The sequence below is a fragment of the Micromonospora noduli genome (assembly GCF_003264365.1).
In the GTDB taxonomy this organism is placed as follows: Bacteria; Actinomycetota; Actinomycetes; order Mycobacteriales; family Micromonosporaceae; genus Micromonospora; species Micromonospora noduli.
Genome location: NZ_PYAK01000001.1, coordinates 1 through 18,783, shown reverse-complemented (window position 1 = coordinate 18,783; position 18,783 = coordinate 1). Strand labels below are relative to the sequence as shown.

Genomic DNA, 18,783 nt, shown 5'->3' with positions numbered 1-18,783 from the left:
GTGGCAAACCAGGCAGTCGTCCGGAATGAGGTCCGGTGACGATTCGCGGGTGTGGGCGTCTGGGTCGTGGGTAGGGCTGAACCATGCTGAAGCGAGCGGTGTGGCAGGGACTGGTGGCGGGCCTGGCCGGGGCGGCGGTGATGACGGCCGCCGAGAAGATCGAACAGCGGGTGACCGATCGGCCCGACTCCTACGTGCCCGCCCGGGTTCTGGCCAGGCTGACCGGCCTGCCGGAAACCTCCGGGCAGCAGCCCCGGTGGCAGAACCTGGCGATGCACTACGGCCAGGGCGCACTGCTCGGCGTGCTGCGCAGCGTCATGGCCCAGGCCGGGCTGCGCGGCGCCTGGGCCTCGACGATGTTCACGGCGGTGCGCCTGACCAACGACCAGATCCTGGAGAACGCCACCGGCGTGGGGGCGCCTCCGCTGACCTGGCCCCGCCCCGAGCTCGCCATCGACGTGTTGCACAAGTCCATCTACGCGTTCGCCACCGGAGCGGTGGCCGACGTGCTCGCCGCCCGCGACGGAGCGGGTCCCGGGCAGCGGCACGCGGCGCTCCGTCCCGGTCGCCACGCGGACGTCGGTCCGCTGCCCCGGGCAGCAGCACGTCGGGCATAGCCGCGGAGGTGCGCCCACGGCCAGGAAGCTGCGCGCGCGGCCGGGGAGTGTTTAGCTGCACGGATGATCACACCCGTTCCCCTCGGTACCTGGCCGACGCCGTTGGAGGCCGCGCCCCGGCTCGCCGCCCGGCTGGGGCTGGCCGAGCTCTGGTTCAAGCGTGACGATCTCAACGGCCTCGGCGGGGGCGGCAACAAGATCCGCAAGCTCCAGTACACCTGCGCGCAGGCGATCGCCGTCGGCGCCACCACTGTCATCACCTCGGGGGCGCCGCAGAGCAACCACGCCCGGCTCACAGCGGCCGCGGCCGCGCGGCTCGGCCTCTCCTGTGTGCTGGTGCTCGCCGGATCGCCCCCGGAGCGTCGGCAAGGCAACCTGCTGCTCGACGGGCTCGCCGGGGCAGAGATCGTCTGGAGCGGAGAGCGTCCGCTCGCCGAGGTGGTGGCGGCCGAGGCGGAGCGCCGATCGGCGTACGTCATCCCGTTCGGCGGCACCGCTCCCGCGTCGATCCAGGGCTATGTGGACTGCGGTCGGGAGCTGCGGGCCCAGTTGCCGGACGCCGACGGCGTCGAGGTGGTGGCGGCGCTCGGCTCCGGCGGAACGATGGCCGGCCTGGTGCGGGAGTTGGGCGCGCAGCGGGTGATCGGCGTGGATGTCGGTGCCGTGCCGGACCCGCGGGCGACCGTCGCCGGGCTGCTCGTCGGCGAGGTGGAGCCGGACGCGCTGCGGATCGACGGCACCCAGGTGGGTGCGGGATACCGCACGCTGACCGAGGCCGTCCGGGCGGCGCTGGAGGTGACCGCGCGTACGGAGGGGGTCTTCCTGGACCCGACGTACACCGGTCGGGCGATGGCGGCGCTGCTGGCCGGCAGCTTCCCGCACGGCGACCGGGTCGTCTTTCTGCACAGCGGCGGGCTGCCGGGACTCTTCGGCCACCCCGAGCTGTAGGGGCGCCGGCCGGGCAGGCACAGCGGTGCCCTCCGACGGGATCGCGCCGGAGGGCACCGCGCCGAGCTGTCGACGGATCAGACGCTGGCGAAGTGCTCGCGGTGATCGCGAACGAACTCGGCGAAGGTCCGCGGCTGCCGGCCGACGATCCGCTCGACATGGTCGTTGGTGAAGTCGCCCCACCCGGAACCGTAGGCGACCCGGTACTCGGCGAGGACCTCGGCCGACCACTGGTCGAGGCCGGCCTGGAGCAGGCCGTCGCGTGCCTGCTCCGGGCTCTGCGGCACGTAGCGCACCTGCTGGCCGAGGGTGCGGGCGATCTCGTCGGCCGCCTGGTCGAGCGTGATGCTCTCCGGACCGGTGGGGGTGTAGATCTTGCCCTGGTGCTGCTGTGGCGCCGCGAGGATCGCCGCCCCTGCGGCGGCGATGTCCCGGGCGTCGATCAGGCCGACACGCGCGTCACCGAAGAGACCGAAGAGGTGCTCGCCAGCCTTGGCGCCGAGCAGGTTCTGCATGAAGTGACTCGGTCGCAGGATGGTCCAGGGGATACCGGACTCCTGTAGCTCCGCGTCGGAGAGCGCGTGCAGACGGCCGTTGCGGGTGGGCGCGTCGTGCGCGGCGCCGATCGCGGAGAGCCGGACGATGTGCCGTACGCCGGCCTGCCGGGCCGCCCACACCGCGTTCATGCTCTGACTCGGTGCCAGTGGACCCATCGGCATCAGCAGCCAGAGCGTCGTCACGCCCTCGAACGCCGGGGTCAGCGTGGTGGGGCGGTCCAGGTCGCCGACGACGTACTCGACCCCGTCGAGCCCCGGCGTGCGCGACGCGTCCCGGACGAGGGCGCGGAGCGGCTGCTTGCCGGCCAGCTCCCGCAGCACCTCCCGCGACACGGTGCCGTTTGCTCCGGTTATCAGAATGGTCATGGTCATCCTCTCGGTCAGGCGGACCGAGGTCGGACCACGGTCGCCGCCAGCGACGATATAGTCCATAACTTGTACAGTCCAATGATTGGACCAAATTATGAAGCGCAGCACACTGAAGGAGCAGGACCCCGACCTCGGGATCCTGGCCGTGCAGCTCTCCGCGCGTGTCCAGCGGGAGATCTTCCGACGCTCGGCGGAGCAGGGGTTCGACGACGTCCGGCCGCGCCACGGCGCGGTCCTCGCCTACCTGGACGCCGAGGGCACCCGCCCCGGCGAGCTGGCCCGGCTGGCCGGCCGCAACAAGCAGACGCTGGGCGCGATCCTCGACGAGCTGGAACGGCTGGGCTACGTCCGGCGTACGCCCGACCCGGCCGACCGCCGGGCAAAGCTGATCGTGCCGACGGATCGGGGTCTCAGCTTCATGGCGGCCTCCGACGGCTTCGTGCACCTGATCGAGCAGAAGCTCGCCGACACACTCGGCCCCGACCGGTACCGCGACTTCAGGGACGCGCTGGCCCGTGGTGTGGCGAGCCTCCCGGCGACCGGCCAGGACACCGAGGGCTGAGCTGGCATGTGCCGGCGCGAACCGGGTACGCCGCCGTGGCCCAGGGGGCCGGCGGAATGCCCAGGCTGACCGCTTTTCACGCAGCCGAGGAGCACCGACATGCCTATCGCCGGGCGGGCCCGACTCACACCGACGGTCTCCCTGGTGCTGCTGGCGTCGATCCTGGTGTCGTTCCTGGCCGCGTCGGCGGCCCCGACCCCGCTCTACGGTGTGTACCAGGAACGCTGGCACTTCTCGCCGGTCACCACCACAGTGGTGTTCGCCGTCTACGCACTCGCGGTGCTGGCGTCGCTGCTCACGTTCGGCAAGTTGTCCGACCACGTCGGTCGACGGCCGGTGCTGGCCGTCGCGATCGCGGTGCAGATGCTCGCGTTGGTCGTCTTCATCTTCGCCAACGGCGTTGCGGCCCTGCTGGTCGCCCGCCTCGTGCAGGGGCTGGCAGCCGGGGCCGCCACCGGCGCGGTGGGCGCCGCCATGCTGGACATCGACCGGGCCCGGGGCACGCTCGCCAACTCGATCGCCCCCGGCATCGGAACCGGAAGCGGCGCCCTGCTCTCGGCGCTGCTCATCCAGTTCCTGCCCGCGCCGACGCGACTGGTGTACCTCGTGCTGCTCGTGATCCTGCTGATCCAGGCCGTCGGGGTCGCCCTGATGCCGGAGACGGTCACCCCGATGGCCGGGGCCCGGGGCAGCCTGCGGCCGGACATCACGCTGCCCCGCTCGGTGCGCCAACCGGTCCTGGTCGTCATCCCGGTGCTCTTCGCGGTCTGGGCGCTGGCCGGGTTCTTCGGCGCGCTCGGCCCGGCGCTGATCCGCAGCCTCATGAACACGTCGATCGTGATCGGCGGTCTGGTCCTCTTCGTCTTCGCCGTCTTCGGGTCGATCGCCGTGCTGGTGCAGCGCAACACCGCCGCGCGGACCGTGATCCTGACCGGAATCGTCGCGCTCATCCTGGGCATGATCGTCACCTTGGTGGCGGTCATGGCGCAGTCCATCCCGGTCTTCTTCGTCGGCCTCGCGCTCGGGGGCGTCGGCTTCGGCAGCGGCTTCCAGGGCAGCCTCAAGACGGTCATGCCGCTGGTCGAGGCGCACCAACGCGCCAGCGTGCTGTCAGTGCTCTACGTCGTCTGCTACGTCGGTTTCGGCCTCCCCACGGTGATCGCCGGCTTCCTCGTGGTCTACGCCGGCGGCCTGCCGAGGACCGCCGACGAGTACTCCGTCGCCGTCATCCTCCTCGCCCTGGTCGCCCTGTTGGGGGTGCGCAGGGCAACCAGGATGGCGCCGGGCTGATGCCGGGAAGCCGGCGCCGAGCACTGACTCAAGCAGTAGCGTGGTGATCAGGAAGGGGGGCGGCGATGAGCCCGAAGGTGGCCCAGGGCGACGCGAGTGCGACGTCGCGGATCGAGAGCCTGGACGTCAAGCTTGAGGTGATCGTCATCCCGGTGTCGGATGTCGACCGGGCGAAGGCGTTCTACGAACGGCTCGGGTGGCGGCTCGACCAGACCCCGCCCGGCATCGTCCAGCTGACGCCGCACGGCTCCGCGTGCTCCGTGCAGTTCGGCCCCGGGCTGACGTCGGCGGCACCCGGCTCGGCCATGGCGTACCTGATCGTGTCCGACATCGAGGCGGCCCACGACACCCTCGCCGCCGCCGGTGTCGAGGTCGGCGACGTCTTCCACGTCAGCCCGGACGGCCCGGTCGACGGGCCGGACCCGCAGCGGCGCAGCTACTTCTCGCGCGCAACGCTGCGCGACCCGGACGGCAACACCTGGCTGATGCAGGAGATCACCACCAGGCTTCCCGGACGCATCGAGGGTGGCCTCACGTCGTTCGGCTCCACGAGCGACCTGGCGAGCGCGCTTCGACGCGCGGCCGCCGCGCACGGCGAGCACGAGAAACGTACTGGCGAGCATGACGACAACTGGCCCGACTGGTACGCGGCGTACATGGTCAGCGAGCAGTCGGGGGCCAAGCCGCCCGAGTGAGCTACGCCAACGCGTAAGACCTGCTGATCGACGTGCTGCCGGTGAGTCACCTGATGACTCACCGGCAGCACCGTTTCCGTTTCGGAGTGCGTGTCACTACCCGCTGCGCGCTGTTCGTACGGGCGATGTACGCGAGTTGTACGCCGACCGTCCTACCATCCCCTGGACACGATGATCTTCGATCCAATCGGCACCACCGGATTCAGAGCTGACCCGGTGCGTGCCGTGCCTCGTCGCCTGTGCGCGGTCCCCCGGCCGCCGGTAGGGAGGAGACCCCGATGACGAGTCCTGGTGCGGGCGGTGCGATGCCGTGACGCGGGTACGGTTTCTCGCCCTCGGCCCACTGCACGCCGAGGTCGGCAGAGAGTGGCTCGACCTCGGGCCCGTCCGGCAACAGGCGGTCTTCGCGATCCTGCTGTTCAACGCGAACCGCGTGGTCACACCGGCGTCGATCCTGCAGGGAGTCTGGGGCGGCCAGGCCCCGGCGACCGGCACGAAGCTGATCCCGCCGTACATCTATCGGCTGCGACGCACGCTCCAGGCGGCGTGCGTCGGCCGCGACGGTCCCGCGATCGACAGTTCCCGGATCGGCTACCGGCTGCGTCTCGGTTCGGCCCGCACCGACGTCGCGGACTTCGACGAGGCGGTTGAGCGGGCGGCTGCCGCCGAAACGGCCGGCGACCTCGCCGGGGCCGCGGCGCTACTGGCCGAGGCCGAGCAGAGCTGGGCGGGCGAGCCGTTGGCGGGCCTGACCGGTCCGTACGCGGAGAGTCGTCGGCAACACCTGCTCGAACGCCGCATCGTCTGTTTGGAACACCGGCTGGAACTGCACCTGCGGCTGGGCGACTGCCACCGGGCGATCCCCGCGCTCATCGCCTTGCAGACGGAGTATCCCCTGCGGGAACGGCTGGCGATCATGCTGATGACCGCCCTGTACCAGACCGGCAGGCAGAGCGAGGCGATGGACGTGTTCGGCGCCTTCCGTAGCCGTCTGGCGACCGAGTTGGGCGTCGAGCCGACCCCGGCGCTGCTCGCGGCGTACACCTCGATGTTGCGCGGCGACCTGGGCCCGCCCTGGGTGTCGGGCCGTTTTCCCGAAGGACCCGCCCGGGCACGGGCGGCCACCACCACGTGATGCGCGGCGATGCCGCGCGGTGAGGCGGAGCAGATGGACGACGGCCTTGCCCCGGTGCAGCCGGGGGACGCCGGATGGTTTCTGGGTCACTCCCTGCGGGAGCGGCTGACCGGCGCGGTGCCCACCGGCCCCGTCGACGAGGATCTCGGCCGGATCCGGCTGAAGATGTGGCTGGACGAGCCGGTGCACGCGAGGCGGCCCGATCTGATCTCGCAGCGGCTGGCCCAGCACGGGCTCGACGAGGCCGGTCTGATCCGGGTCCTGGGCGAGCAGCCCGAGACCGTTCGGGCCCGGTTCGACACGGCACCGGATTACGCCCGTCGGCTGGTCGAGGCCGCGCGGCGACATCCGGCCTCCACTGTGGCCCCCGGCCACGGCACGGATGGACACGATGACAGCGCGGGATTCGCGGTGCTCGTCGCGCCACTGATCGCTGCCGCACTCGAACGGTTGGGCGCGCGGGTGGCGGCGTTGGTCGACGGCCACCCGCACCTCTCCGCCGCGGCGCTGACCACGCGGCTGGGCCCGGGGCCGGTCGACACCGTCAACATGCTGGTGGCCCGGACGATGGCGCTGGAACTCAACGTGCTGCGGATCCGGGGCGAGCTGTCCGGGAGCAGCCCGCACGAGCGCTTCCACGACTTCCTCCACCGGTTGGAGAAGCCGCCGCACGCGTTGCGCCTGCTGCGCGAATATCCGGTGTTGGCCCGGGATCTGGTGCGGGTCGTCGACAACTGGGAGGCCAGCCGGCTGGAGTTCGTCGAGCGCGTCGTCGCCGACCACGCGGAGCTGTCCGACCGGTGCGGCGGGCCGGACTCGCTCGGCGACCTGGCCGAGGTGAGCTTCGGGGCGGGGGACAACCATCGGGGCGGTCGCTCGGTGGCGGTCGTCCGCTTCGCGACCGGCGCGCGGGTGATGTACAAGCCCCGGCGCCTCCAGGTCGACGGCCACTTCCAACACCTGTTGGCCTGGCTCAACGAGCGCGGCGCGCACCCGGCGCTGCGGACGTTCTGGGTCGTCGACCGCGAGGTGTACGGGTGGACCGAGTTCGTCGAGAGTGGACCCTGCGCCGACCGCGACGCCCTCGGCCGGTTCCATCGGCGGCAGGGCGCGCTCCTGGCCCTGTTGCAGGCCCTCGGCGCGACGGATTTCCATCAGGAGAATGTGATCGCCTCCGGTGAGCACCCGATGCTCATCGATCTGGAGGCGATGCTGCACAACTGGCAGTGGGAGCGGCCGATCGGCGACCAGGCGGGCTACCTGCAGAGCGCCGGGGTCGGGTTGATGAGCAGGTCCGTCATCACGGTGGGACTGCTGCCGGCACCCGTGGTCTGGACCGAGGGCAACCAGGTCAACCAGTTCGACATGAGCGGGATGTCCGGGGCCGGTGGGCAGTTGACCGCCCGGCCGGTCACGGTCTGGGACGGGTTCGGCACCGACGAGATGCGCCTGGATCGGCGGCGGGTCCCGCTGCCCGGTTCGGGGAACCTGCCCACCCTGGGCGAGCAGCGTCTGGACGTGACGGAGTTCGCGCCCGAGATCGGCGACGGATACCGCACGCTCTACCGGATCCTGCTACGACACCGGGACGAGTTGCTGGGGTCGTCCGGCCCGTTGGCCGCGTTCGCGCACGACGAGGTGCGGGTGGTCCTGCGCGCCACCGAGTCGTACGTCCGGCTGCTCGCCGAGGCGCAGCACCCGGACCTGCTGCGTGACGCGTTGGACCGGGACCGGTACTTCGAGAACCTGTGGGCCGGGCACGAGCACCGCGAGGACCGCGACCTCCTCATCGCCGCGGAACTGACCCAGATGTACGCCGGCGACGTGCCGATCTTCGTGACCACACCGTCGTCGACGGACCTCACCGGTGGCGACGGCACCGTGGTGCCGGGCGCACTGCGCCAGACCGGACTGGACGCGGTCCGGGACCGACTGGCGGGCATGTCCGAGGACCACCTGGCCCAGCAGAGCTGGATCATCGAAGCCTCGCTCACCGCACTGATCATGGGAGACCCGTCGCGGTGGCGTCCACCGAGCCGCCCGGGCGCGGTGGTCCTGCCGCCGCCGGTCGTACCCGCGAAGGTCGCGCACTCGCCTGTTGCCCCCGCGCCGGTCGCACCTGAGCGCTTCGTCGACGCGGCGCGCATCATCGGGGATCGGTTGCTGGCGACCGCGCTCGCCGAGGACGACCGGATCTGCTGGCTGGGCCTGAGCCTGATCGCCGACAAGGTGTGGATGCTCGGCCCGAGCGCCATGGACCTCTACAACGGCATCAGTGGCATCGCCCTGTTCCTCGCCCGGCTGGCGGACGTCACCGGCGACACTGTCTACCGGCAGGCCGCCGACCGGGCCGCCACGATGATGCTCCGCGAGGCGCGGAGCTGGCTCGCCGGCCCGACCGCGACCGCGGGCGTCGGCGGCTTCGACCACCTGGGCGGTTCGGTGTACGCCCTGAGCCACCTCACCGCCGTCCTGGACCGCGCCGACCTGGTCGACACCGCCGTGGGCCTGGCCGCGTCGATGGTCACGCACGCCACCGAAAGCCGCGAGTACGACATCATCAACGGCAGCGCCGGCGGGCTGCTGGCAGTGCTGTCGCTGCACCGGGTCACCGATGACCCCAGCCTGCTCGACGGCGCCCGGACGCTGGCCCGGCACACGCTCAACGGCGCACGGCCGGTCGGCGACGGGGTCGGCTGGTCCGGCACCCTCTACGCGGACACGCCGCTGGCCGGCTTCTCCCACGGCGCGTCCGGTATCGCGACCGCCCTGGCCCGATGGGACCGGTACACCGGGACGCACGAGCATCGCGACACGGTGGACGCGGCGCTGCGCTACGAACGCACTGTGTACGACGAGGCGACCGGCAACTGGCGCGACCTACGCCCGGACACGCCGGAGGGCGACTCCATGGTCGCCTGGTGCCACGGCGCGGCCGGTGTCGCGATGGCACGCGCCGAACTCGTGGGCTACGCCACCGACGACGCGCTGCTGCGCGACGACCTGCGGCGTGCGCTGACGGCGACGCTGGAGCCGAGCAACCTGTTGCACAACCACTCGATCTGCCACGGGGACCTCGGCAACGCCGAGGCCGCACTGGCCGCTGCCCGAGCCCTCGGGGACGACGAGGCGGCCCAGCGCGCCGCCGCGATCGCGGCGAAGGCCGTCGCGGACATCGAGAACGGTGACTGGCGGTGCGGCGTGCCACGGGGTGTGGAGACACCGGGGCTGATGAGCGGCCTGGCCGGCATCGGCTACGCGCTTCTGCGGTGGGCCGATCCGGCGGGTGTGCCGTCGGTGCTGCTGCTGGAGCCGCCGACCGACCATCGCGGTGCCATCGATCTGCCATAGCGCGGTCCTACGGTTCCGCCGTGGAGGTCCATCCACGTATCGCGCTTCACCACCTATAGATCGGAGTTTCACATGGACTACATCAGGGCGTGGAAGGACCCGGTCTACCGGGCGTCCCTCAGCCCCGAGGACCGGGCCAGCCTGCCGGCGAACCCGGCCGGCTTCGTCGAGCTGAACGACCAGGAGCTCGACGGCGCCGACGGCGGCACGTGGACCCCGACTCCCACGATCACCGTGGTCACCGGGGCCGCCGGCTGCTTCTCCTTCAACGGCACCTTCTGCAACGGCACCTGCGCGGCGTTCACCGCCGGCTGCTGCGGCTGACCGATCCACCTCGGCGGGGAACCCGAACCGTCCCGCACGGATGCGTTTCCTCGCCGGCCACCCCGAACTCCCTGAGGAGAGCAATTAATGAACATCGTGCAAGCCTGGAAGGACCCCGAGTACCGGGCGAGCCTTTCCGCCGAGCAGTTGGCGGCGCTGCCGGAGCACCCCTGCGGCGTGGTCGAACTCGGTGACGACGTCCTCGCGCACATCGCCGGCGCGCGCACCGAGGGCCTGTGGACCCTCGGCTGCTGCGGCGGCTTCACCGCCCGGGAGACCCCGTGCGGTTCCTGTGGCGCGACGTGCGGCGGAACCACCTGTGGCACCTGCCAGACGCAGTCGACCTGCGGTCTGTGCACCGCCTGATCCACCCGCTCCACCGGCGGTGCCCGGACACCTGAGGTGTCCGGGCACCGTCCCCCCCGCGAGACCCGACCGCTGCGCGAGAGAGAGCACCCCCGATGACGCAGTCGCACCTGCCCGGCCACGACCCGGTGGACGTTTCGAACCCCTGCTGGTACCTGGCGTACTCCCTGCCGGAGAGGCTCGGCGGCGCGGCGCCGACCGGCTCGGTGGACGAGGACCGGGGGCGGCTCCGGCTCGATCGGTGGAAGAACGAACCGGTCTTCGCCGGTGACACGGACCTGTTCCAGAGCTGGCTCGACGCCCTCGACCTCGACGAGCCCACCCTGACCACTGTGCTCGGCGAGACGCCGGAGACGGTCCGCAGCAGGTTCGCCGACATCCCGGACTACGTGCGCACCATCGAGCGCGCCTGGCGCGACCACCGGCCGGGCGAGACCGCTGACACTGACCACCACGACCACGACCACGACCATCACCACGAGCCGCACCCGCACGCCGCGTTCGTCGAGCTGGTGCGCCCGCTGGTGGACGACGGCGTTCGCCGGGTACGCGAGGCGGTGCACGCGGCCTGCGCCGAAACGCCGGGACCACACCTCGACGCCGACCTGCTCGCCGACCAACTCTGCGAGCCGCCCTACGGGGCGATCAACCTGCTCGTCGGCCGGGTGCTCGTGCTGGAACTCAACGTCCTGCGGTTGCAGGGGCAGTTGGAGGGGGAGACCTCGCAGCAGCGCTTCCAGGACTTCGCCCGGCGGCTGCGCGACCCGAAGTACACGCTCGACGTCCTGATGGAGTACCCGGTGCTGGCCCGGGACGCGACAATCCTCATCGACAACTGGGTGGACGCCCGGATCGAGTTCGTCCAGCGCCTCACCGCGGATGCAACCGCCCTGACCGCCCGGCTGGGCGACCCGGCGGAGCTGGGCAGCGTGACGGAGGTGTCGTTCGGCGCCGGTGACTCCCACCGCGGTGGCCGCTCGGTCGGGTTCGTCCGCTTCGCCAACGGCGCACGCGCCGTCTACAAGCCCCGCGGACTGCAGGTCGAGCTGCACTTCCAGCAACTGCTGGAGTGGCTCAACACGCGCGGCGCGCAACCGTCGCTGCGCACCATGTGGGTGCTCGACCGCGGTGACTACGGCTGGTCGGAGTTTGTCACCGCCGGGCCCTGCGCCGATCACGACGCGCTGCGCCGCTTCTACACCCGGCAGGGCAGCTACCTGGCGTTGCTGCACAGCCTCGCGGCCGTCGACTTCCACCTGGAGAACATCATCGCCGCCGGCGAGCACCCGATGCTGGTCGACCTGGAAGCTCTCTTCCACCCGCAGGGCGAGCAGACGGACCAGCAGATCGGCGTCTCGGCGGAGTCGTTCCGGACGATGCGGGAGTCGGTCCTGGAGGTCGGGCTCCTGCCCCGGCCCATCATCTACCAGGACGACGACGGCGTCGGCGGCGTCGACTTCAGCGGCCTGGCCGGCACCGCCGGGCAGCTCACGCCCACCCCGGTCGCCACCTGGGAGGAGTCTGGCACCGACGAGATGCGCCTGGTCCGCAAACGGATCGAGATGGGCGGCGGGCAGAACCTCCCCAGCCTGAGCGACGCGGCACACCACACCCTCGACTTCAGCGCCGACATCATGGCCGGGTTCGAGCAGACCTACCGGCTGCTGCACCGCCACCGCGAGGAGCTGCTGGCACCGGACGGGCCGGTGGCCGCGTTCGCCGGTGACGAGGTACGCGTGATCCTGCGCGCCACCCGCACCTACGGCAAGCTGTTGCAGGAGAGCCGCCACCCCGACCTGCTGCGCAACGCGCTGGACCGGGAGCGGTTCTTCAGCTTCCTCTGGTTGCAGGAGGAGTGGCCCGGCGCCGAGGCCCGGATCGCCACCGCCGAGCAGGCACAGCTGAGCCGCGGCGACATCCCCTTCTTCAGCACGACGCCCGCCTCGCACGACTTCATCGCCGGAGACGGATCGGTGGTGGCCGGGGTGCTGCCCACCAGCGGTCTGGAGCGCTCGCGGCAGCGCATCGGCGCCCTCTCCGAAACGCACCTGGCCCAGCAGACCTGGATCCTGCGCAGCTCGCTCGCGGCGCTGACGATGGGCGTGGAGAGTCAGGGGCAGTGGTCGGAGTACCAGGTCACCGCCGCCACCGTTCCCGCCGACGTGGACCGGTTCGTCGCCGCCGCGTGCGCCGCCGGCGACCGGCTGCTGCTGTCGGCCGACACCGGCGAGGACTCGATCGCCTGGCTCGGGCACACCCTGGTGGCCGACAGGATCTGGCAGCTGGGCCCGGTCGGGATCGACCTCTACAGCGGGTTGTCCGGGATCGCGTTGTTCCTCGGCTACCTGGGCGAGGTCAGCGGCGAGCAGCGCTTCCGCGGCGCCGCCGAGGTGGCCGCCGGCATGCTGGTACGTCAGATCGACCTGCTCGACGAGACGCCGACGGAGAGCCTGGAGAACTTCACCGTCGGCGCCTTCAACGAGCTGGGCGGACCGCTGTACGCGTTGAGTCACCTCGGCGCCCTGTGGCAACGCGACGACCTGTTGGACGCCGCCGGACGCATCGTGCCCGTCCTGCTGCACCTCGCGCCGCAGGACGAGGCGTACGACGTGATCAGCGGCGCGGCCGGAGCGATCCTCGCGCTGCTGGCGCTGCACGCGGCACGGCCGTCGGAGCCGGTCCTCGACGCGGCCCGCACGTTCGCCCGGATCCTGGAGGACAAGGCCGAACCGGCCGGCGACGGGATCGGCTGGGCAGGCGCGGTGAACCCGAGTCGGCCGCTGGCGGGTTTCTCACACGGTGGGTCCGGCATCGCTGTCGCCCTGGCCCGGCTGGACCGGGCCCTCGGCAACCGCGACCACCTGCCGCTGGTCGAGGGAGCGATGCGCTACGAACGCTCGGCCTTCGACCCGGAGCACATGTGCTGGCTCGACCTGCGCGACACCACGCCGGAGCGGTACTCAATGGTCGCCTGGTGCCACGGCGGGCCCGGCATCGCGCTCGCCCGCGCCGACCTGGCCGGCTACGTCGACGACCACGAACTGCTCGACCGCGACCTCTCCGACGCCAGCACCGGCATGCTGCGGTTCGGCCTGACCGGCGAGGTCATCACGGGCACCGGCAACCACAGCATCTGCCACGGCGACCTCGGCAACGTCGAGGCCCTGCTGGCCGCCGCACGGGTCCGCGGCGACGAGGACGCCGCCCGGCAGGCCGAGCTGGTGGCCGCCAGCATCCTGGACTACATCGACCGGGACGGCTGGCTGTGCGGGGTTCCGCTCGGTGCGGAGACTCCCGGCCTGATGAGCGGCATCGCCGGGATCGGCTACAACCTGCTGCGCCTGGCCTTGCCGGAGCGGGTTCCGTCGATCCTGCTGGTCGAGCCTCCGGTCCAGGCGGTGGGCGGTGACCCGCGTGGCTGAGCAGCAGCTCTGGCCGTACCGGCCGCAGGCGTTGGCGACCTACCGCGGTGGCGTGCACGACGGTCCCGGGCGGAGCCCGATCCGGTCCTCACGACGGCCGCTTGTCGCGCTCGCCGTGCTGCTGCTGATCGGCGTGGGCTTCGCGGCGATCATGCGAGTGCCGCGGACGGCCGACGGCGCCGTGATCGGTGCCGACGGGCCGAACCTGGTCTCCATGTTCGCCGGGCGCCTCAATCCGGAGCCGGCGCCCGGCACGCAGGTCACCCTCGTGCAGGAGGGTGGCCGGGCGACCCTGCGGGTCGTCCGGGCCGAGGTCGTCGACGACCCCGCCGATCGGCGCTGGAACATCCCGGCGGAGGTGCCCCGGCCGATCACCATCGTCTGGCTCGCCGGAGACGCGAAGGAGAGCTTCGGTCGGCTCAGTCTCGTGGTCGCCAACCCCACCCTGCTGGAGCTGGTGCCGGGCGTTGAGGGGGTCCTCCGATGACGATGAGCTGGCTGCGACCGCGTCGCCGGGTGCCGATCATGCTCCAGATGAGCGCCACCGAATGCGGTGCCGCGTGCCTTGCCATGGTCTTCAGCTCCTACCGGCGGTGGACCTCCGTCGCCGAGTGTCGGGAGCAGTTGGGCATCGGCCGCGACGGGGCCACGGCGTTGCAGATGACCCAACTCGCCCGCCGGACGGGGATGCGGGCCCGAGGCGTCAGCGTCGACCTCGACGGACTGCCGCAGCTGCGGTTGCCGGCGATCGTGCACTGGAACTTCCGGCACTATCTGGTGCTGGAGCGGTGGGACCGACGCGGCGCCGTCGTCGTCGACCCGGGGATGGGCCGGCGGCGGATGAGCCGCGAGGAGTTCGGCGAGGGATTCACCGGAATCGCCATCGAACTCACGCCGGGCGAGGAGTTCGAGCGACGCCCCAGCCCGGGACGGCTGGCCTCGCTGCGGTTCGCCCGCAGCATGCTGACCTTCTCCCGTCCGCTGCTCGGCCTGGTCCTGGTCGTCTCGCTGCTGCTCCAGTTGGCGGTGCTGCTGCCCGCACTGATCACCAAGTTCGCGGTCGACACGGTGATCGGGAAGGGGCAGGTCGACGCCCTGACCGTCCTCGGCCTCGGCATGCTCCTGCTGTTGGCCACCCAGGGGGTGGGCACCTACGCCCGAGGTGCCGCTCTCAACGTGTTGCACGCGCGCATGGACGACACCATGATGCGGCGCTTCTTCGACCACCTGCTCGCCCTGCCGTACTCCTACTTCCAACTGCGCAGCAGCGGCGACCTGCTGATGCGGATGTCCAGCAACACCGTCATCCGCGACCTGGTCACCAGCCAGACGATGTCGCTCGTCCTCGACGGGCTCTTCGTCGTCGTCTACATCGGCATGCTCCTGGCGTTCACACCGCTCTACGCCTGGCTGGTGCTGGGCCTTGGTCTGCTGCAACTCGGCGCGATCGTGGCGACGTACCGGGCCATGCGGGAACGCACGCACCGGGACATCGCCGCGCAGGCCGAGGAGCAGAACTACGCGGTCGAGGTGCTGGCCGGCGCCGAGACGGTGAAGGCGATGGGCGCCGAGCAGCAGGTCCTCGGCCGCTGGTCCGGGCTGTTCCAGACCCGGCAGTTCGCCTCGCTGCACCGCCGTCAACTGGAGACCGGGTTGGAGGCGACGCTCGGGGTGTTCCGGATGGGCTCGCCGCTGCTCCTGCTGTGGGTCGGCGCGCACCAGGTCGTCGCCGGCGCGATGTCGCTGGGCACCATGCTGGCGCTCAACGCCCTCGCCGCGGCCGTGCTCACCCCGTTGATGGGTCTGGTCAACACGGCCCGTCAACTACAGACGGTCGGCACCCATTTGGAGCGGATCCGGGACGTGATGGACGAGGCCGCCGAGCAGGACCGGTCCACGTCCCAGCCACCGGGTCGCATCTCCGGGCAGGTGACGCTGACCGGGGTCGGCATGCGCTACAGCGCCAACGCCGCCTGGGCCGTACGTGGTGTCGACCTGACCATCCCGCCCGGCGCGAAGGTGGCGCTTGTCGGGCGGACCGGATCGGGCAAGACGACGCTCGCCAAGACCATCATCGGGCTGTACGTGCCCAGTGAGGGCGAGGTCCGCTTCGACGGGCGTCTGCTCCAGGACCTCGACTTCCGCGAGCTGCGCCGCTGGTGTGGCATGGTCACGCAGGAGCCCGCCCTGTTCGCCGGATCCGTCCGCGACAACATCTCCCTCGGGCATCCGTCGGCGACCTACGACGAGGTCGTCCTCGCCGCCGAGCGTGCGCAGATCCACGACGAGATCATGGCGATGCCGATGGCGTACGAGACCCGACTCACCGAGGGCGGCGGAGGGCTCTCCGGCGGCCAGCGGCAACGGCTGGCCCTCGCCCGCGCCCTCGTGCACAACCCGCCGCTGCTCCTGCTCGACGAGGCGACAAGCCACCTGGACGTGGTCACCGAGCGTCGGGTGGACGAGGTCCTCTCGGCGCTGTCGTGCACCAGGATCGTCATCGCGCACCGGTTGAGCACCGTGCTCAACGCGGACCTGATCGGTGTGATGGAGGAGGGGTCCCTGGTGGAGCAGGGCACGCACGACGAGCTGATCGCGCACGGGCGCTACTACGAGGCGCTGATCCGCGACCAGCTCCAGACGGCCCGGCCGCTGTAGCCGGGGGTCCCACTGCGCCGGGTCAGCGAGCCGGAGTGCCGGGCGCGACGCGTGCCAGCAGCTGTCGCACCACGTCGGCGGCGGGGTCGCCCAGGTCGTCGTAGATCCGGATGGCCCGCTGCCAGGCCTCGGCAGCGGCCGGAGGGTCCGCCATCGCCTCGCGCGCCTCGCCGAGCCGGACGAGGGTCAGCCCTTCGTGATACCGGTTGGCCGATTCCTGGAAGCGTTGGACGGACTGTTCGTAACAGGCCGCCGCCCTGGCCGGGTCACCGAGCCGGTGGTACGCGAAGCCCAGACTGTCCAACGTCGCGGCCTGCCCGACCCGATCGTCGATCGCCTCCTGTTGGGCCAGCGCCTCGGCGCAGTCGACGACGGCCTGGTGGTAGTCGCCGGTCAGGGCGTGCAGGTAACCCTTGACGTTCAGCGCGCGCGCCTCGGCGTACCGGTTGCCGATGAGCTGCGAGACCCGGAGCGCCTCGGCACTGTGCTTGAGCGCCTCGTCCAGTCGGCCGTACTGGGTGCAGTGCTCGGTGTACTGGCGCAGGATCAGCGCCAGGCTGTCCAGGTCCTCAAGCTGTTCGTACAGGTCGAGCGCCCGCTGCACGTGGTGTTCGGCCGCGTGCTGGTCGCCGAGCCGCATGAGCGCGCGGGCGAGCATCCGGCTGGCCTGCGCCTGCGCCCGGACGTCGCCGATCCGCTGCGCCGCCGCGAGCGCCGCCTGCTGGGCCGCGAGCTGCTCCTGGAACATGCCCCGAGGCGCGAGGTACGCGGCCAGGGCCCAGGCGAGCTGGCAGGCGTACCGCTCGAAGCCGGTCTCCGCTGCCTGACGCAGCACCCGCAGCAGAACGGGGTGCTCGGCGTGGAACCAGGCCGCCGCGACGACTCGGTCGGGCATCGGCACGCGCACGTTCGCCGCCATCGGTGGTTCCAGCGCGATGGGTGCCCAGGTCGGCTGGAGCAACACGGCGCCGGGGTGCGCGCTGTGCAGGTAGTGGTCGTACATCCGGCGCGCGGCGGCCTGTCGCTCCTCGGCCAGGTCGGATGCCTGGGCCAGTTCGGCCGCGTACGACCGGAGCAGGTCGTGCAGGGCGTACCGCTCGGGTAGGTGCTCGGTCAGCAGGTGCAGCCGGGTCAGCTCCTTCAGCAGCGGGGTGACGGCTGCCCGGGGGCGGCCGAGCAGCGCGGCGGCGGCGTCTCCGGTCAGGTCGGGGCCCGGGTGCAGGCCCAGCAGGCGCAGCAGGCGGGCCGCCTCGGTGCTCAGCGCCCGATACGACCAGGAGAAGATCCGGCGGACGTCCCCGTCGGCCAGTTGCTCCAATCGGGACTCGGACGGGCGTAGTTGGGCCGCGACGGCGTCGATCGGGAAGCTGGGCCGGGCGGTCAGCCGGGCCGCCACGATGGACAGGGCGAGCGGGAGGCGACCGGTCGACTCGATCACCTCGCTGGTCGCCGCCGCTTCCGCGACCACCCGGTCGTCACCCAGCCGGCTGCGGAGCAGCCTCGTCGACTCGGCGGCCGTCAGCACCTCAAGCGTCAACGGTCGGGCGCCCTCGGCCACGATGAGGCTGCTGAGCTGGTCGCGGCTGGTCACCAGGACCGCGCACTGGCCCACGCCCGGCAGCAGCGGTCGTACCTGGTCGGCGTCGCGCGAGTTGTCGAGGACGACGAGCATCCGACGCGAGGCCAGCAGGCTGCGGTACAGCCCGGCCCGAGCGTCGACGCTGCTGGGGATGCGGCCGACCGGTACGCCGAGCGCATCGAGGAAGTCGACCAGGGCATCGGCGGGGGACACCGCGTCCGCGTCGTCGTAGCCTCGGAGGTTGACGTACAACTGGCCGTCGGGAAAGCGGTCGGCGGCCCGATGGGCCCAGTGCAGCGCGAGCGTTGTCTTGCCCACGCCGGCCATGCCGCTGATGGTGACGATGTCCACTGTGGCTGGTCGTTCGGGCCGGGCGCCGAGGGTCGCGTCGAGGAGGTCGAGTTCGGCGCTGCGCCCGACGAAACCGGGCAGGGCCAGTGGCAGTTGCTGAGGACGGCCCGGTGCCGCGCCGGCCGACGCGTCGTCCGCCGGCCCGGTCGTCGCGACCTGCTGGCCGAGGCGGTGGTGCAGGATGTCGTCGTGCAACCGGGTCAGCTCGGGGCCGGGGTCCATCCCGGTCTCCTCGGCCAGCGCGCGCCTGGCCTGCTGAAACGCTGCCAGAGCCCCGGCGATGTCGCCGATCTGGTAGAGGCCGGTCATGAGGTGGGACCAGGCCCGTTGCCGCAGTGGGTGACGGTCGAGCAGCGCCCGCAACCGCGGGATCACCTGGGCCGCCTCGCCGAGCGCGAGCCGCGCCGCGGCGTGGTCCTCCTCGGTCAGCAGCCGCCGCTCGGTGATCCGCGCGACCCGGCCGGTGAGGAGCCGGGGCAGCGGCAGCCCGGCGAAGGCGGGCCCCCGCCACATGCCGAGCGCGAGGGCCAGCTCCGGCAGCGCCGCCGCCGGGTCGCCG

The 18,783-nt window shown here is 71.7% G+C and carries 14 protein-coding genes; 12 read left to right on the top strand and 2 right to left on the bottom strand.

Annotated features, from left to right (window positions below):
• The first annotated feature begins 83 nt into the window (after positions 1 to 83).
• Complete coding sequence (locus GUI43_RS00070) at positions 84 to 617, top strand: hypothetical protein (protein WP_112588759.1); 534 nt, start codon at positions 84 to 86, stop codon at positions 615 to 617.
• 63 nt (positions 618 to 680) lie between these two features.
• Positions 681 to 1,565: a pyridoxal-phosphate dependent enzyme gene (locus GUI43_RS00065; RefSeq protein WP_112588761.1), complete on the top strand. Its 885-nt coding sequence runs from the start codon at positions 681 to 683 to the stop codon at positions 1,563 to 1,565.
• Positions 1,566 to 1,642: 77 nt separating this feature from the next.
• On the opposite strand, the gene GUI43_RS00060 is transcribed toward GUI43_RS00065, so the two are convergent.
• Entirely contained in the window at positions 1,643 to 2,488 is an 846-nt protein-coding gene (locus tag GUI43_RS00060; protein ID WP_208646469.1) for an NAD(P)H-binding protein, read from the bottom strand.
• A 97-nt stretch (positions 2,489 to 2,585) separates the two neighbouring features.
• Here GUI43_RS00060 and GUI43_RS00055 point away from each other — a divergent pair, with 97 nt between their 5' ends.
• From GUI43_RS00055 to GUI43_RS00010, 10 genes are all read left to right on the top strand, one after another.
• Entirely contained in the window at positions 2,586 to 3,053 is a 468-nt protein-coding gene (locus GUI43_RS00055; RefSeq protein WP_112588763.1) for a MarR family winged helix-turn-helix transcriptional regulator, read from the top strand.
• Between the two features lie 99 nt (positions 3,054 to 3,152).
• Complete coding sequence (locus tag GUI43_RS00050) at positions 3,153 to 4,343, top strand: MFS transporter (RefSeq protein WP_112697299.1); 1,191 nt, start codon at positions 3,153 to 3,155, stop codon at positions 4,341 to 4,343.
• Between the two features lie 65 nt (positions 4,344 to 4,408).
• Entirely contained in the window at positions 4,409 to 5,038 is a 630-nt protein-coding gene (locus GUI43_RS00045; protein ID WP_112588769.1) for a VOC family protein, read from the top strand.
• Positions 5,039 to 5,348: 310 nt separating this feature from the next.
• A complete protein-coding gene (locus GUI43_RS00040) occupies positions 5,349 to 6,173 on the top strand; it encodes an AfsR/SARP family transcriptional regulator (protein ID WP_112588771.1) in 825 nt (274 codons plus the stop codon).
• A gap of 33 nt (positions 6,174 to 6,206) precedes the next feature.
• Positions 6,207 to 9,524 (top strand): type 2 lanthipeptide synthetase LanM family protein, encoded by a 3,318-nt coding sequence (locus GUI43_RS00035; RefSeq protein ID WP_170158628.1) that lies wholly within the window; start codon positions 6,207 to 6,209, stop codon positions 9,522 to 9,524.
• Between the two features lie 72 nt (positions 9,525 to 9,596).
• Entirely contained in the window at positions 9,597 to 9,848 is a 252-nt protein-coding gene (locus GUI43_RS00030; RefSeq protein WP_091399741.1) for a mersacidin/lichenicidin family type 2 lantibiotic, read from the top strand.
• A gap of 87 nt (positions 9,849 to 9,935) precedes the next feature.
• Complete coding sequence (locus GUI43_RS00025) at positions 9,936 to 10,214, top strand: mersacidin/lichenicidin family type 2 lantibiotic (protein ID WP_091399738.1); 279 nt, start codon at positions 9,936 to 9,938, stop codon at positions 10,212 to 10,214.
• Between the two features lie 95 nt (positions 10,215 to 10,309).
• On the top strand, positions 10,310 to 13,636 hold the full coding sequence (locus GUI43_RS00020; RefSeq protein ID WP_112697295.1) for a type 2 lanthipeptide synthetase LanM family protein: 3,327 nt from the start codon (positions 10,310 to 10,312) through the stop codon (positions 13,634 to 13,636).
• On the top strand, positions 13,629 to 14,123 hold the full coding sequence (locus GUI43_RS00015) for a hypothetical protein (RefSeq protein ID WP_146754776.1): 495 nt from the start codon (positions 13,629 to 13,631) through the stop codon (positions 14,121 to 14,123). Before GUI43_RS00020 ends, GUI43_RS00015 begins: the two co-directional genes overlap by 8 nt.
• Positions 14,120 to 16,294, top strand: coding sequence for a peptidase domain-containing ABC transporter (locus tag GUI43_RS00010; RefSeq protein ID WP_091399730.1), 2,175 nt, complete (start codon positions 14,120 to 14,122; stop codon positions 16,292 to 16,294). The genes GUI43_RS00015 and GUI43_RS00010 overlap by 4 nt, the downstream gene beginning before the upstream one ends.
• A 22-nt stretch (positions 16,295 to 16,316) precedes the next feature.
• On the opposite strand, the gene GUI43_RS00005 is transcribed toward GUI43_RS00010, so the two are convergent.
• Positions 16,317 to 18,783: ATP-binding protein (locus tag GUI43_RS00005; protein ID WP_112697291.1), on the bottom strand; the 2,467-nt coding region annotated here is incomplete at its 5' end.